General features: G+C 63.1%; 12 protein-coding genes and 3 pseudogenes. 3 read left to right on the forward strand and 12 right to left on the reverse strand.

The annotated features are described in order from the left end of the window. Positions 1-12: 12 nt before the first annotated feature. The 6 genes and pseudogenes from AUC70_RS08390 to pgl all read right to left on the reverse strand — a co-directional run bounded on the left by AUC70_RS08390 (position 13) and on the right by pgl (position 5,811). The gene (locus AUC70_RS08390) at positions 13-1,125 is read right to left on the reverse strand and encodes a class I adenylate-forming enzyme family protein (protein ID WP_244505571.1); all 1,113 of its coding nucleotides are present in this window, start codon (positions 1,123-1,125) and stop codon (positions 13-15) included. Continuing rightward, complete coding sequence (locus AUC70_RS17520) at positions 1,125-1,538, reverse strand: AMP-binding protein (RefSeq protein WP_206599334.1); 414 nt, start codon at positions 1,536-1,538, stop codon at positions 1,125-1,127. Before AUC70_RS17520 ends, AUC70_RS08390 begins: the two co-directional genes overlap by 1 nt. Positions 1,539-1,621: 83 nt before the next feature. Next, positions 1,622-3,798, reverse strand: a pseudogene (gene glgB / locus AUC70_RS08395) (1,4-alpha-glucan branching protein GlgB). A gap of 165 nt (positions 3,799-3,963) precedes the next feature. Continuing rightward, on the reverse strand, positions 3,964-4,641 hold the full coding sequence (locus AUC70_RS08400) for a Crp/Fnr family transcriptional regulator (RefSeq protein ID WP_069444412.1): 678 nt from the start codon (positions 4,639-4,641) through the stop codon (positions 3,964-3,966). Positions 4,642-4,650: 9 nt separating this feature from the next. Then, positions 4,651-4,971 carry a nickel-binding protein gene (locus tag AUC70_RS08405; protein ID WP_206599335.1) on the reverse strand — a complete coding sequence of 107 codons (321 nt, stop codon included), beginning with the start codon at positions 4,969-4,971 and terminating at the stop codon, positions 4,651-4,653. A gap of 108 nt (positions 4,972-5,079) precedes the next feature. Then, positions 5,080-5,811: a 6-phosphogluconolactonase gene (pgl, locus tag AUC70_RS08410; protein ID WP_069444413.1), complete on the reverse strand. Its 732-nt coding sequence runs from the start codon at positions 5,809-5,811 to the stop codon at positions 5,080-5,082. Between the two features lie 164 nt (positions 5,812-5,975). On the opposite strand from pgl, the gene rpe reads away from it, so the two are divergent. The 3 genes and pseudogenes from rpe (at position 5,976) to AUC70_RS08430 (ending at position 8,128) form a co-directional block, all read left to right on the forward strand. After that, complete coding sequence (gene rpe / locus AUC70_RS08415) at positions 5,976-6,665, forward strand: ribulose-phosphate 3-epimerase (RefSeq protein WP_069444414.1); 690 nt, start codon at positions 5,976-5,978, stop codon at positions 6,663-6,665. Between the two features lie 336 nt (positions 6,666-7,001). Beyond that, positions 7,002-7,573: pseudogene (locus tag AUC70_RS16255) on the forward strand (EAL domain-containing protein); the annotation flags it as partial. Continuing rightward, complete coding sequence (locus tag AUC70_RS08430) at positions 7,556-8,128, forward strand: PAS domain S-box protein (RefSeq protein ID WP_244505572.1); 573 nt, start codon at positions 7,556-7,558, stop codon at positions 8,126-8,128. The pseudogene AUC70_RS16255 and the gene AUC70_RS08430, both read left to right, overlap by 18 nt. A gap of 126 nt (positions 8,129-8,254) precedes the next feature. Here AUC70_RS08430 and pgi read toward each other — a convergent pair whose 3' ends face one another. The 6 genes and pseudogenes from pgi to gnd form a co-directional block, all read right to left on the reverse strand. Further along, a complete protein-coding gene (gene pgi / locus AUC70_RS08435; protein WP_069444418.1) occupies positions 8,255-9,877 on the reverse strand; it encodes a glucose-6-phosphate isomerase in 1,623 nt (540 codons plus the stop codon). A 12-nt stretch (positions 9,878-9,889) separates the two neighbouring features. Continuing rightward, a complete protein-coding gene (locus AUC70_RS18360) occupies positions 9,890-10,330 on the reverse strand; it encodes a transaldolase family protein (RefSeq protein ID WP_280138235.1) in 441 nt (146 codons plus the stop codon). Then, a complete protein-coding gene (locus AUC70_RS18365; protein WP_280138236.1) occupies positions 10,315-10,965 on the reverse strand; it encodes a transaldolase family protein in 651 nt (216 codons plus the stop codon). The genes AUC70_RS18360 and AUC70_RS18365 overlap by 16 nt, the downstream gene beginning before the upstream one ends. 23 nt (positions 10,966-10,988) lie before the next feature. Then, the gene (locus AUC70_RS08445) at positions 10,989-11,654 is read right to left on the reverse strand and encodes an HAD family hydrolase (RefSeq protein ID WP_069444419.1); all 666 of its coding nucleotides are present in this window, start codon (positions 11,652-11,654) and stop codon (positions 10,989-10,991) included. Between the two features lie 9 nt (positions 11,655-11,663). After that, positions 11,664-13,052, reverse strand: coding sequence for a glucose-6-phosphate dehydrogenase (gene zwf / locus AUC70_RS08450; RefSeq protein WP_069444420.1), 1,389 nt, complete (start codon positions 13,050-13,052; stop codon positions 11,664-11,666). Positions 13,053-13,063: 11 nt separating this feature from the next. Further along, a pseudogene (gnd, locus tag AUC70_RS08455) lies at positions 13,064-14,075 on the reverse strand (phosphogluconate dehydrogenase (NAD(+)-dependent, decarboxylating)). Positions 14,076-14,099 lie beyond the last annotated feature (24 nt).

Raw genomic sequence — 14,099 nt, forward strand, 5'->3', positions numbered from 1 at the left:
CCTTCAGGGTTCTCAACGCTGGCCGTGGGACGTCTCGTATTCGTCGCGCAAACGGCGTCTGAGCAGTTTGCCGTTCGGTCCTTTCGGTAGCGACTCCACCTCCGCATAGATGCGCGGGCATTTGTAGCGCGCGAGCTTTTCGGCGGCGTGCCGCTCTATATCCGCCAGGTCGACCTGCCCGTGCGGCACGTAGAATGCTGCGATCACCGTCGTGTCGGCCTTGACCAGCACCTCCACGGCGGCGCTCTCGGCGATGTCCGGGTGGGCGTTGAGAACGTTCTCGACTTCGAGAGGCGAGACCCGGATGCCGCCCGCATTCATCATGTCGTCGGCGCGCCCGAGATAGGTAAGCGCCCCGTCCGGCGCCATGCTCACGAGGTCGCCCGTCAAGAACCACTCGCCGTCAAAGCGGGCTGCCGTCTCCGCCTCGGCGTTCCAGTAGAAGAGCATTACGCCGGGGTCGCGTCGCGAGACACTGAGGACGCCGTGTTCGCCGCGCGCGACGCAGCCGTTCTCGCCGAGCACAGCCACCCGCCGTCCGGCTTGCGGAAAGCCCAGCGTGCCATGAGGGGCAGGGTGATCCGGACTGCCCGACACGAAGGTGGAGCATTCGGACATGCCGAATGCTTCGAAGATCGGCGTGCCCGTGGCGTCTTCCCAATGCGCCCGCGTCGCGTCCGGCAGCTTCTCACCGGCTGAGAGACCATGGCGCAGCGAGGCGCAACGACCGGGCGGCGTTCTGAGGAGTTGCCGGTAGACCCCCGGCGAGGCCGCGAACAGGGTGGTCTCGTGCGCGCCTATGAGGGCGCCAAGCTGATCGGGCGTCACGCCGTTTGCAGGGATCAGAGACGTGGCGCCGTGCGACCAGGGATCCAGCAATCCAGTCCCCAGCGTGTAGGTCCAGTTGAAGGATCCCGCATGCATCAGCCGGTCGTCCTCGGTCAGCCCATACCACCCGTCCCACATCATGCGGCGCGCCCAGATGGCCCGATGGGCGTGCGTGACTGCGCGCGGACTGCCCGACGTGCCGGATGTATAGATGATGTAAGCGGGACGGTTCGGATCGCCGAGCGCATAGCCGGCCGCCGGCAACCGGTAGAGGGACCGAAAGGCGTCCTCTCCCATCACCGGGCACGGCGTGTTAGGCGGCACGGCGATCCCGCGCCGGCGACGATCAGCCGGGGCGAGACGTCCTCGCAGATTTGCGAAACTTCCTCTTCCGTCAGGAGCGCGGACGTCGGAACGGGAATGATGTCGGCGGCAAGCGCCGCCAAATAGCAGATCGGGAACTCGACGCTGTTGCCGAGGCGCATGAGGAGCCGGTCGCCGGGCTCGAGACCTTGTTCCTTGAGACCCGTTGCGGCGCCGAGCACGGCCGCCTCCAGCGCCCCATAGCTCCAGGTCTCCGCGCCATCGGGCGAGACCACGGACAGCGCTGTTTTCTCGCTGAGGTCGCCCGCCCGGTACAGGACATAAGCCGCGAGGTTGAACGGCTCGGGGCAGGGAGGCGGCGGGCCCTGATCGAAGATCGCATCCATGCCAGGCCTGCTACGCGCTTCGCCTGTCCCTTGCAAGCCTTGCCGCATCCCCAACGCGATGCGGTCTAGCCGCCGGTCGCGGCCTAACCCTCGGGCGTCAGGATCAGCGTCGACAGCGGCGGCAAGGTCAGCTTCACCGAGTAGGGGCGCCCATGGCACCGCACCTTTTCGGCCTTCACCGCGCCCAGATTGCCACGCCGGAGCCGCCATAGAGCTTGCAGTCCGTGTTGACCCGTTCGAGCCAACGTCCGCCGGACGGCACGCCTACGCGGTAGCCCTCACGCGTCACCGGGGTGAAGTTGCAGACGACGAGGGCGGGCGCATCGCCGTCATTGCCCAGGCGCAGGAAGGAAATCACGCTTGCTTCGTTGTCCGTCGTGTCGACCCACTCGAAGCCGCGCGGTTCCGTGTCGTAGACGTGCAAAGCGGGCGTCTCGCGGTAGAGCCGATTGAGATCGCCGATGAGTTTCTGCACGCCCTGGTGCATGCCGTCGGCGAGCAAGTGCCAATCGAGACTCTGGTCGTGATTCCATTCCGCCTCTTGTGCGAACTCGCCACCCATGAAGAGAAGTTTCTTGCCCGGATGACCCCACATGAAACCGAAATAGGCGCGCAGGTTAGCGAATTTCTGCCAGCGGTCGCCGGGCATCTTGTTGAGGAGAGAGCCCTTGCCGTGCACGACCTCGTCATGGGACAGCGGCAGCACGAAGTTCTCCGAGTAGGCATAGAGCAAGCCGAAGGTGAGCTTGTCTTGATGATGACTGCGATGGATGGGCTCGTTCTGCATGTACACGAGCGTGTCGTGCATCCAGCCCATGTTCCATTTGAAGCCGAAGCCGAGCCCGCCCACATAGGTCGGCCGTGAGACGCCGGGCCAGGCGGTCGACTCTTCGGCCACGGTCGTGGCGCCGGGCTCTTGTGCGAACACGAGCTCGTTCAAGCGCTTCAGGAAGGCGATGGCCTCAAGGTTCTCGTTGCCGCCGAACTTGTTCGGGATCCACTCGCCGTCCTCGCGGCTGTAGTCGAGGTAGAGCATCGAGGCGACGGCATCCACGCGCAATCCGTCGATCCCGAACCGCTCCATCCAGAACAGCGCGTTGGCCAGGAGGAAGTTCATCACTTCGCGCCGGCCGTAATTGTAAATCAGCGTATTCCAGTCTTTGTGGAAGCCGAGCCGCGGATCCTCGTGCTCGTAGAGAGCCGTGCCGTCGAACCGGCCGAGACCATGAGAATCGGTCGGGAAGTGGGCCGAGACCCAGTCGACCATGACGCCGATCCCGGCGGCGTGAAACCGTGCAACGAAGTCGGAGAACTCTTCCGGCGTGCCGAAGCGCGAGGTGGGCGCAAACAGTCCGATGGGCTGATAGCCCCAGGACCCGTCGAACGGATACTCGCTCACCGGCATCAGCTCGATATGGGTGAAGCCGAGCTTCTGCACATAGGGAATGAGCTTGTCCGCAAGCTCGGCGTAGGAGAGGTAGTCATTGCCCGGCCCGCGCATCCACGACCCAAGATGAAGCTCGTAGATCGAGATGGGCGCGTGGATGTCGTGAGCCGTTTGCCGGTGTTTCCGCCAATCTGAGCCGGCGGCCGGGCGGCGGGGCATCGGATGAACGATGGAGGCCGTAGCGGGCGGACGTTCTTGCTGAAAGCCGAACGGGTCCGACTTCAGCGGCAGCAACTCGTTGCCGGGGCCCAGGATCTCGTATTTGTACAGCGCGCCGGCTTCGAGACCTGGTACGAATATCTCCCAGACGCCCGCCTCGGGACGCTTGCGCATCACATGACGGCGGCCGTCCCAGTCGTTGAACGGGCCGACCACGCTGACGCGGGCGGCATTGGGCGCCCAGACGGCGAAGCCGACACCCTCGACGCCCTCGTGCCGGATGAGATGAGCGCCGAGCTTCTCGTAGAGCCGCAGATGAGTGCCTTCACCCAACAGATGCAGATCGAGTTCGCCGAGGATCGGTCCGAACCGGTACGAGTCGTCGATTTCCTCCGTCTCGCCGTCCCGCACACAGCGCTTGAGATAGGCGCTCGTGAACGTCATCGGCACCTTGGCGCCGAAAATGCCCGCCTCGTGCAGCCGGACAAGCGGAATTTCCTCGCCCGTCTCCGGATCGAAAACGCTGACGGAGTCCACGTCGGGAAGAAAGGCGCGGACCGATGCGCCGTCGCGGGACCGCTTCAGCCCGAGAACCGCGTACGGATTGCCGTGCTCGCCGCGCGCAATGGCGTCCATGTCGGCTTGGCTCGGCATCCAGCTCTTGCGGGGCAAAGGCGTGGCGGAGGTCGGGGCGGGTCGCGGCACGATAGGGTCTTTCACGGGGCTAACGATTTGGGGCTTAGGGTTCCCATGTGGACTAGGAAAGGATGACGATACTGCGGCGCATGAGACGATCTCGGCCCAACAGTTGTGTATCGTCTAGCTGTCCGCACGAGACAGCCTCGCGCGTAAGCGCTCTATGTCGCCCAACGCGATACGGCGTGGGCCCGACTCAATCAAGCCCTGATTGGCGATATTTCGCAGAAGCCGCGCGATAACCTCCCGGCTGGTTCCGAGGTGACGGGCGATTTCATCCTGTGACAATGCCACGATGCCGGCGCCATCGGCCTTAGCGAGCAGGAGCGCGATGAGCCGTTCCTCCTGCGGCAGCCGCATACGCTGCTCGAGGAGTTGGAGCAGGGAGAAGACGCGCACCGAGAGCTGATCGAACAGAAATCGCTGCGCCGCGGGTTCGTGCGAGAACAGCTCGCGGAACACGCCGCCGGGGATCGCCAGAAACGCGGCGCCATCCTTGTCGGCGGCGGCAAAGGCCGGGTAGGGGATCTCGGAGAACAGGCTGTTCAGCGCGAGGATGCAGCTCTGTCCCGGTTCGACCCAGTAGAGCGTGCCTTCGCGGCCATCCTCCTCGATGTAGTAAACGCGAATAGCCCCGCCCCGGACCAGATACACGCCGTCGACGGGATCGCCCGGCCGGAGAAGATCCGTCCCGGGCGTCACGGCCTTGGGCGCGATCGCCCCGAGCAGGCGGTCACGTGCCGCGGGGCTCATGGCGCGGACGAAGGGGAAAGCGGCGGAGACGTGGTCTGCAACGGTCATCCGCCACTTCTACGCGGAATGGGTGGGGTCAGGCCACCCGTGCGAAGAACATGTCGCCCGGCGTCGCCATGGTGACCTCGGTGATTTCATCGAACGGAAGACCGACCTTGTCGTGAACACGCCGGACGCGTCCGCGTCGGGGGCCATGTTGAGGCAGAAAGCTCGTCCCGCTTCGAAACCGACATGGACGCGGAGGCTCACGACGCCTTCTTCCTCGCAAGCCGCTTCGTACTTCTTGTAGAAGCCGGCGAAGTCTTCCTTTGAGATGCCTTGCGGGAACGTACCGTTGGCCTGGTCGTGGGTGTCGACGAAGAACTTCATCTTTTGCATGGGTCTAGCTCCTTGTGAGATCGGCGCGTGGTTGCGCCGTCCCCTTCGAAGCACAGGCCGCGGGGCGCCTTCTGGAACATTTGTTACGGGGAGGCGAGGCCGGAGATATCAAGCCCAGCGGCCGGCCGCCGCGCGGTCGGCGAACCAGAGCACTTCGCCCAATGCCCGGATATGGGAGGCGGGGAAGCTGTCGTCGCCGGACAGGATCTTGTCGAGAACCTCGCGCTTGCCCTCGCCGGAGACGAGGAAGGCGACGATCTCGCTCGCATTGATGGCCGGATAGGTGAGGGTGACGCGTTCCTCGACGCGGCCCTTGGGCACGGGCGCCACCCAACGATCGCGCACCTGCAGCACCGGCTCGTGGGGCAGGAGCGAGGCCGTGTGGCCGTCGTCGCCAAGGCCGAGCAGCGTGATGTTCAGCAGGGGCTTGCCGGGCTGCAGCGTGTCGGCGCCGTAAAGCCCCTTCAGCATCGCCTCGTAATCCTCGGCGGCTTCGTCGAGCGTCACGCCGTGCGTCTTCACCGGATGCACGTTCTGCGGCGGCACGGGGACGTCGTCGAGAAACGCAGCCCGCGCCATACCGTAATTGCTGGCGGGGTCGGATGGCGGCACGAAGCGCTCGTCGCCGAGAATCCAATGAACCCGATCCCAGGGCATGGCGGACTTTACCGGCTCCTGGGCGAGGAGCTCATACAACGGCTTAGGCGTATTGCCGCCGGACAAGGCCACAATCGTTCGCTCGGTCCGTGCTGCCGCGTGCTCACAGAGGAACTTGGCGCCCTTGTGCGCCAGATCGGCGGCGTCCTCGCAAATCCGCAATGTGCCAAATGCCGGTGTCATATCGCCTGCCTCTTCTTGCTCATCGGTCGGGACACGATAGGGGCAGAAAGTGACACGTGTCGCAACCGTGCGATGGGAAGATGTCTAGGGGTGCCGCAGGTTTCGACACCGCACGTCGACTCGCGATAGGGTAAGCCGCGCCCGGACAGATCCGAGGGACCTCTATGACCCGAGACATCGTCACTGATGACATCGTCATCGCCGCGTCGATCTTGTCCGCCGACTTCGCCAAGTTGGGCGAAGAAGTTCGCGCCGTCGACCAGGCTGGGGCCGATTGGATTCACATCGACATCATGGACGGGCACTTCGTGCCGAACATCACCATGGGGCCGAATGTGGTGAAGGCCATCCGCCCCTATACGAAGAAACCTTTCGACGTTCATTTGATGATCGCGCCGTGCGATCCATACCTCGCCGATTTCGCCGAGGCCGGAGCGGACATGGTGACGGTGCACGCGGAGGCCGGCCCCCACCTCGACCGCTCTGTTCAGCTGATCCGCAGTCTCGGGATGAAGGCCGGGGTGGCCTTGACGCCATCCACCCCCGAAAGCGCCCTTGAGTATGTGTTCGACAAGCTGCACCGGGTCTTGGTGATGACCGTCAATCCGGGCTTTGGCGGTCAGTCGTTTATTCCCGAACAGCTGAACAAGATCCGCGCGATCAGACAGATGATCGGGGACCGCCCCATCCACCTCGAAGTGGACGGCGGCGTTCACCTCCAGACGGCGCCGCTCGCGGCCGAAGCCGGCGCGGACGTCTTTGTGTCCGGCTCCGGTGTGTTCGACGGCGGCGACTATGCCGGAAACATCGCCGCCCTTCGCAAGGCTGCCATGTCGGCCCGCGCCGACGCGTGAGCCGTCGGCTTTTGCTCAGCGATGGGGCCGCAGCAATGTGGACCCGCAACGCTAGATCTTGTCCACGGTCCCGCTTGCGATCCCGAGCCATGAACTCTCGACAATTTGCCAACTGTCCGAGCCAATGAGTCGCATTGCCGAATCGAGTTCGGTTGTCAATAGCGTGCTGCTCAGTCTTCGTGGTAGTAATTTTGCATAACGACTGCAATACTTAAGCTAAAACTCTTTGATTGAGGGGGCGAAGCAGCAGAAGACTCCCCCGTTGACTGGAGTTGTAAGCAATTGCCTGAGATCGACCTCGATCAGTTCTGGCCAGCCTTCCAACCAATCGTCGACTTGCGCTCGAAAGTTATTGTCGGTTTCGAGGTGCTTGGGCGCCAGACTGCGGAAGATGGCTCGGAGATCGGACCCGATATATTCATTCCGCGGCTGGAAGAGAGTGGCGGCATCAATCGGTTCACCCAACACCTCATTCGCAGTGCGTGTTCTGCCGCAGCTGCGTGGCCCGACTGTTTGTTCCTAGCTTTCAACCTTACACCTCGGCAGATTGCCCAAGTCGGAATCGTTGACCTTATTGCCGATGCCGTGCGCGAAACTGATATCGCCCTCAGCCGTATTCGGATCGAGATTGTCGAAGAGGCCTTTGGACCAGACAACGAACACACAAGCGCCAACATCGAGAAACTGGCAGAGATGGGCGTAGGCTTCGCTATCGACGATTTCGGGACGGGTCATTCCAACCTGGCGCGCTTGAGCAGTTCCCATTCAGAAAGCTCAAGATAGACAGGCAGTTTGTTCACGAGATCGACCGCGAACCGCACAAACTTCGGATTGCCGCCGCTGTGATTGGGCTCGGTCAAAGTCTCGGGATGAACGTTGTTGCGGAGGGCGTGGAGACAACGGCTGAAGAGTCCGTATTGCGCAAGTTGGGGTGCCAGTTGGGCCAGGGTTGGCTCTATGGGAAGCCCAGCCCCGCAGCCTCTGCGGAACGTCAGCTCGCGCTGAGCGGCTCGGGATGCGTAACGGCGCTTCCAGCGGGCGCCTCCCCTTATCAGCAGCTGCACCAACTGCAAACGCTCTACGACCACGCGCCTGTCGGGATCTGCTTTGCGGATCTCGACTTTTACCACGTGGTCGCGAACGACCTTTTTGCAAGCATCCACGGCATGACGGGTGCTGAGCTTGCAGGCAAGCATATCTCCGACGTCATGGACGAAACGACACTTGAGACCGTGAAGCGGACCCTTTGGGCGGCCGCCTCTAGCGACGAGCCCGTGTCCCAGCTTTATTTTACAGAAGACAGGCGGCTACAGGTGTTCGTGGCGCGGGTGCTCGACCTCAGCAAGGATATTATCGGCTTCTCCGTCGTGGTGGTCGACCTGCCGGATTCGCTCGATGAAATTCAGCACCCCAAGAGTTTGACATCGCCAAAGCGGCTCCGTGGTGTTCAGAAGGACGACTAGCCTAGCTTCGCCCTCACCAAAGCATGCCGCGCGCATGCATTAGGGTAGTAAGTTCGCCCGTTCATCCACCTGCATACGGGCGTGCAAATGTCCGGGCGAATCCAGCAACGCATAGCGCGCCAAAACCTAGCCCTTGTGTGCCCGGTAGCGCTCGATCAGCGCGTTGGTCGATGAATCGTGGCTGAGCTTCGGCTCGTCCTTGGCTTCGAGCTCCGGAATGATGCGGTTGGCGAGCACCTTGCCGAGCTCGACGCCCCATTGATCGAACGAGTCGATGTTCCACACGGCCCCTTGCGTGAACACGCTGTGCTCGTAGAGCGCCACGAGCCGGCCGAGCGTCTTCGGATCGAGCTTGTCGGCGAGGATCATGTTCGTCGGCCGGTTGCCTTCGGTCACGCGGAACGGCGTCTGTGCCGCGGGCGAGCCTTCCGCCGTCAATTCCGCCGCCGTCTTGCCGAATGCGAGCGCCTCGGCCTGTGCGAACAGGTTCGCCATCAAGAGGTCGTGGTGATGGGCGAGGGAACTCAACGGCGTCAGAAAGCCGATGAAGTCACAGGGGATTAGCTTCGTGCCCTGGTGAATGAGCTGGTAGAAAGAGTGCTGACCGTCCGTCCCCGGCTCGCCCCAGATGATCGGGCCAGTCTGCAAGTCCACATGCTTGCCGGCCATGTCCACGTGCTTGCCGTTGCTCTCCATCTGCAGCTGCTGCAGATAGGCCGGGAAGCGCTTCATGTGCTCCGAGTAGGGGAGCACCGCGAGGGTCTGGGCGCCGAAGAAATTGTTGTACCAGACCGTCAGCAGGCCCATGAGCATCGGCAGGTTCTTCTCGACCGGCGCGGTGCGGAAATGCTCATCCATTTCGTGGAAGCCGGCGAGCATGTCGCGGAAGCCGTCGGGCCCGATCGCGATCATGGTGGAAAGACCGATCGCCGAGTCCATCGAGTAGCGGCCGCCGACCCAGTCCCAGAACTCGAACATGTTGGCGGTGTCGATGCCGAACTTCTCCACGCCCTCGGTGTTGGTCGAGTTCGCCACGAAGTGCTTGGCGACGGCGTCCTCCGTGCCGAGGCGCTCGACCGCCCAGGCGCGTGCCGTCGCGGCATTGGTCATGGTCTCGAGCGTCGTGAAGGTCTTGGAGGAGACGATGAACAGCGTCTCCTCGGCGTTCAGATCATGCGTGGCTTCGTCGAAGCAGGCCCCGTCTACGTTCGAGACGAAGCGGAACGTCATGTCCCGGTCCGAGTAGGGGCGCAGGGCGAGATAGGCCATCTCGGGCCCGAGATAGGACCCGCCGATGCCGATATTGATGACGTTCTTGATGCGCTTGCCCGTATGGCCAACCCACTCACCGCTCCGGATCTTGTCGGCGAAGGCGCCCATGCGATCCAGAACGCCGTGCACGTCCGGCACCACGTCGTGTCCGTCCGTCTCGATCACCTCGCCGCTGGGCGCGCGCAGGGCTACATGCAGCACGGCCCGGTTCTCCGAAACGTTGATCTTCTCGCCGCGGAACATGGCGTCGCGCCGCTCGGCGACCTTGCGCTCCTTGGCGAGTTCGGCGAGCAGCGCCACCGTCTCCTCGGTGATCCGCTGCTTCGAATAGTCGAGCGTCAGCCCCGCGCCCTCGACCGTGAACTTCTCCGCGCGGCCGGCATCCCTGGCGAACAGATCGCGTAAATGCACGTCCTTGATCTTGTCGTGGTGCGCGGCAAGCTTCTGCCAGGCAGGCGTGTCGGTGACGTTGGACATGTCGAAAACTCCCTAGCCGAGCGCCTTGCTCTTGGTTTCGATGGACTGCAGCAGGTCTTCCCACGACTTCACGAAGGAAGCCGCGCCTTCCTTCTGCAGCTGCGCCGCAAGATCCGATACGGAGATGCCCGCCTTCTCGAAGGCGGCGAGCGTCTCTTCGCAATCGCCGCCGTTGGGGGGCAACACGCCGCTGACCTTGCCGTGGTCGCCAAACGCCAGCAGCGTCTTGTCCGGCATGGTATTGACCGTGTTCGGCGCGGCGAGCGCCTCTACATAAAGCGTGTCCGGCGCGGATGGGTCCTTGGTGCTGGTCGAGGCGAAGAGCAGCCGCTGCGGCCGCGCGCCCATGGACTCGAGCCGCTGCCAGCGGTCGCTGTCCAAAAGATTGCGGTAATCGCGATAGGCTTGGGTCGAGACCGCGATGCCGAGCTTGTCCTTCAGCTCCGCCGGCACCTTGTCGATGATCGCCTTGTCCCAGCGGCTGACGAAGACCGAGCGACCGAGCGCACGTCCGGCGAGAGCCCTTCGGCAACGCGCCGCTCCAGTCCCTTCATATAGGCGTCGGCGGCATCGATGCAGTGCTGCGAAGAGAACAGCAGGGTCACGTTGACGGACACGCCCGAATAGATAGCTTCCTCGATCGCGGGTAGGCCTTCTTTCGTGCCGGGGATCTTGATGAAGAGGTTCGGCTTATGGGCCCGTTCGAACAGCCGCTTCGCCTCGCTGACGGTCGCCTCCGTGTCGTAAGCGAGCAGCGGCGAGACTTCGAGAGAGACGAAACCGTCGACGCTCGCGGTCCGTTCGTGCACGGGCAAAAACATGTCCGCCGCGCGCGACAGGTCTTGCAGAGCCAGTTCGAAGAACAGCGCTTCGCCGGAATAGCCCGCCTTGAACAGGCGCTTGACCTCGTCGTCGTAGCTATCGCTCTTCGAGATGGCGTTGTCGAAAATCGTCGGGTTCGACGTGAGGCCCGTCACGGAGTAGTCGTCGATATATTTCCTGAGCGTGCCGCTATCGAGCATGTCGCGGGTGATGTCGTCGATCCACAGGCTTTGTCCGAGATCGTGCAAGGCTTTCGTGGGCTTCACGGGTCTATCTCCTCATTGGGCCGTCAGAGCGTACTGAAATCGTGCGTCAATAAATCGGCGATGCGGGCGATTTCGATATCCGCAGGCGGCAAGTCTTTCAATTTTGCAGGGTCGTTGGCGTAGTGGCCTTGGCGCGGAAACACGGTGGTGACCGTATCGCCCCAGGCGCGTTTGACCGCGTCGAGAAGGCTGAGCTTGTCGTCGATCAGGACGTAGTGCTCGGCAGGGAAAGCCCGCTTCACGGCGTCCAGCTCGTTTTCCTTGTGCACATAGTTCAGGACACGCCCGTCGAAAGCGGTGATCAACCCGGCCCGCTCCAATTTGTGTGGCTGGTACACGCCGTCGCCGTCTGTGAGTATCACGGGCAGGCCCCATTGGCTCACATGACGAACGGCAGCCAACGCGTCCGGGAACAGCCGATCGGCGAAGGGGTAGTCGATGACCCAATTTGCCAATTCCCCAATGCGCATGTCTCCCAAATGAGCGAGACGGAAGCGCTCCAGCGTGCCGAGAAAATCGGCGTAGCCATGCTTGTCTCGCTGCTCTTCGTAGATCGCCCAAAGCTCGTCTCTCGAGGCATCGCCAAAAGTCGCCGCAACATAGTCGCCCAAGTCCGACTTCATGCGGTCGTTGTCCAGCAACGTGTCGTCCACGTCGAACAGAAAGACGGTCCTATGTGCTTGGGACATGGCGTTCGGCTATTTTGGGCTCGGGTTGAGCCAGCGTCCATCCATGCCGAACAGTTGCTCGGCTTCGGTCGGTCCCCATGTGCCCTGGTCGTAGCTGTAGACCGGCGTGACGTTGTCGAGAATGTTTCCGACGATGCGCCACTCCGCATCCACGATGTCCTCCCGGGTAAAGAGGTCGGCGATACCCTCCATGGCGTCGCCCAGTAGCCGCTGATAGGGCGGCCTGTCCACGCCCGGCTGCCGCGTCAGCACCAGTTCGACGTCGTCGCCGATCATGCGGTCCCCCGGCACCTTCACGCGCGTGCCGAGTGCAATGGCGACATCAGGCTGAATCCGGAACCGCATATGGCCGCAGCCGATGGCCTTGATCTCGCCGAACGTCTCGCGCGGCGGCCGTTTGAACTCGACGACGGCCTCGGCCACGCTGACGGGCAGGCACTTGCCCGTGCGGATGAAGATCGGCACGCCTTCCCAGCGCCAGCTGTCGATATAGAGTTTGGCGGCGGCGTAGGTCTCCACCGTCGAGCCCGGTTTGACCCCGGGCACGCTTTGGTAGCCCTTGTACTGGCCGCGCACGAGATGGTTCGCGTCGAGGGGGCGAACGGATTTCAAGAGACTCGCCTTGCGGTCGCGGAGCGCCTCGTGCTCCTGGCCCGTCGGCGGGTCCATGGTGAGCGAGGCGAGAATCTGCAGCATGTGGTTTTGCAGCACGTCGCGGATGGCGCCGGCGCTGTCGTAGAACGAGCCACGATCCTGCACGCCGAAATTCTCCGCCATGGTGATCTGGATGCTGCGCACATAGTTGCGGTTCCAGAGCGGCTCGAAGATCGAGTTGGCGAAGCGGGTGTAGAGGATGTTCTGCACCGGCTCCTTGCCGAGATAGTGATCGATGCGGAAGATGTTCCGCTCGGAGAAATACTTGTCGAGAATCTGGCTGAGCTCGTCCGCCGACTCCCGGTCGCGCCCGAACGGCTTCTCGACCACGAGCCGCGCGTTTTCCGCGCAGCCCGATTGCGCGAGCTGGCCGGCGACCTCGGAAAAAAGGAACGGCGGAATAGCCAGGTAGTGCAGGGGACACTTGGCGTCGCCCAGCTCCTTGCGCAGCTGAGCGAAGACCTTCGGGTCGGCATAGTCGCCCGAAACGTAATGAAGCAGGCTCAAGAGCTTCTTGAAGGCCTCGCTCTTGACGTCGCCGCCATGGGTCTTGACGCTTTCCTCGGCGCGCTTCTTGAACTCGTCGAGCGACCATTGCGTGCGCGCGACCCCGATAATGGGAATGTCCAAGCCCTCGTCGCGGACAAGGCCGAGAAGCGCGGGAAAGATTTGCTTGAACGCGAGATCGCCGCTGGCGCCAAAAAAGACGAACGCGTCTGAGTGCGTGTTGTTCGGAAGTCCCATGTCGCTGTCGCCTAGTCCTTCTTCTCGAGATGGCCGCCGAATTCGAAACGCATGGCGGACATGAGCTTGTCGGCAAACTCCGCATTGCCGCGTGAGGCAAAGCGCGAGAACAGGGCCGATGAGATAACGGGCGCCGGCACGCCCTCGTCGATCGCGGCGAGCAGGGTCCAGCGGCCTTCGCCCGAGTCCGACACGCGGCCCTCGAAATTGGCGAGGTCGGGACTCTTGCGCAGCGCGCTTGCGGTGAGGTCGAGCAGCCACGAACCGATCACGCTGCCGCGCCGCCAGACTTCGGCGACTTCGGGCAGGTTGATGTCGTACTGATAATATTCCGGGTTCCGCAGCGGAGTCGTCTCGGCATCCGTGGTCTGCTTTGTCTTGCCGACATTGCCGTGATGCAGAATGTTCAGCCCTTCCGCGTAGGCGGCCATGATCCCGTACTCGATACCGTTGTGGACCATCTTGACGTAATGCCCCGCGCCATTCGGCCCGCAATGCAGATAGCCGTTCTCGGCAGGTGACGCTTCGCCGGTCGCGCCCGGGGTGCGCGGTGCTTCGTCCACGCCCGGCGCCAGCGTCTTGAAGATGGGGTCGAGGCGGGCGACCACGTCGTCTTCGCCGCCGATCATCATGCAATAGCCGCGATCGAGGCCCCAGACGCCGCCGCTGACACCGACATCCACATAGTGAATGCCCTTGTCCTTCAGTTCGCCCGCGCGGCGGATGTCGTCGTGATAGTAGGAGTTGCCGCCGTCGATAATGATGTCGCCGGCGTCGAGCAGCGGCGTGAGTTCGGCGATGACCGCGTCCACGGCGCCCGCCGGCACCATCATCCAGAGCGCGGGGCTTATCGAGCCCGTCCACGAAGGTCTTCAGATCGGTGCTGCCCTTGGCGCCCTTCGCGATGAGGCCGTCGACCGCTTCGGCGTGAGTATCGAAGACGTGGCAGTCATGTCCCGCCTTCATGGCGCGAATGACCATGTTGGCGCCCATCCGGCCGAGGCCGATCATGCCGAGTTGCATTGCGTCTCTCCTCGATTCCTAATC

It is taken from the genome of Methyloceanibacter stevinii (assembly GCF_001723355.1).
Taxonomy (GTDB): domain Bacteria; phylum Pseudomonadota; class Alphaproteobacteria; order Rhizobiales; family Methyloligellaceae; genus Methyloceanibacter; species Methyloceanibacter stevinii.

Excerpts from the sequence above, each read along its gene's own strand:
- pgi (WP_069444418.1), bottom strand. The coding sequence starts at position 9,877 with ATGTCCAACGTCACCGACACGCCTGCCTGGCAGAAGCTTGCCGCGCAC.
- pgl (WP_069444413.1), bottom strand. The coding sequence starts at position 5,811 with ATGACACCGGCATTTGGCACATTGCGGATTTGCGAGGACGCCGCCGAT.
- AUC70_RS08405 (WP_206599335.1), bottom strand. The coding sequence starts at position 4,971 with ATGCAAAAGATGAAGTTCTTCGTCGACACCCACGACCAGGCCAACGGT.
- AUC70_RS17520 (WP_206599334.1), bottom strand. The coding sequence starts at position 1,538 with ATGGATGCGATCTTCGATCAGGGCCCGCCGCCTCCCTGCCCCGAGCCG.
- AUC70_RS08390 (WP_244505571.1), bottom strand. The coding sequence starts at position 1,125 with ATGGGAGAGGACGCCTTTCGGTCCCTCTACCGGTTGCCGGCGGCCGGC.
- zwf (WP_069444420.1), bottom strand. The coding sequence starts at position 13,052 with ATGGGACTTCCGAACAACACGCACTCAGACGCGTTCGTCTTTTTTGGC.
- AUC70_RS08445 (WP_069444419.1), bottom strand. The coding sequence starts at position 11,654 with ATGTCCCAAGCACATAGGACCGTCTTTCTGTTCGACGTGGACGACACG.
- rpe (WP_069444414.1), top strand. The coding sequence starts at position 5,976 with ATGACCCGAGACATCGTCACTGATGACATCGTCATCGCCGCGTCGATC.
- AUC70_RS08400 (WP_069444412.1), bottom strand. The coding sequence starts at position 4,641 with ATGACCGTTGCAGACCACGTCTCCGCCGCTTTCCCCTTCGTCCGCGCC.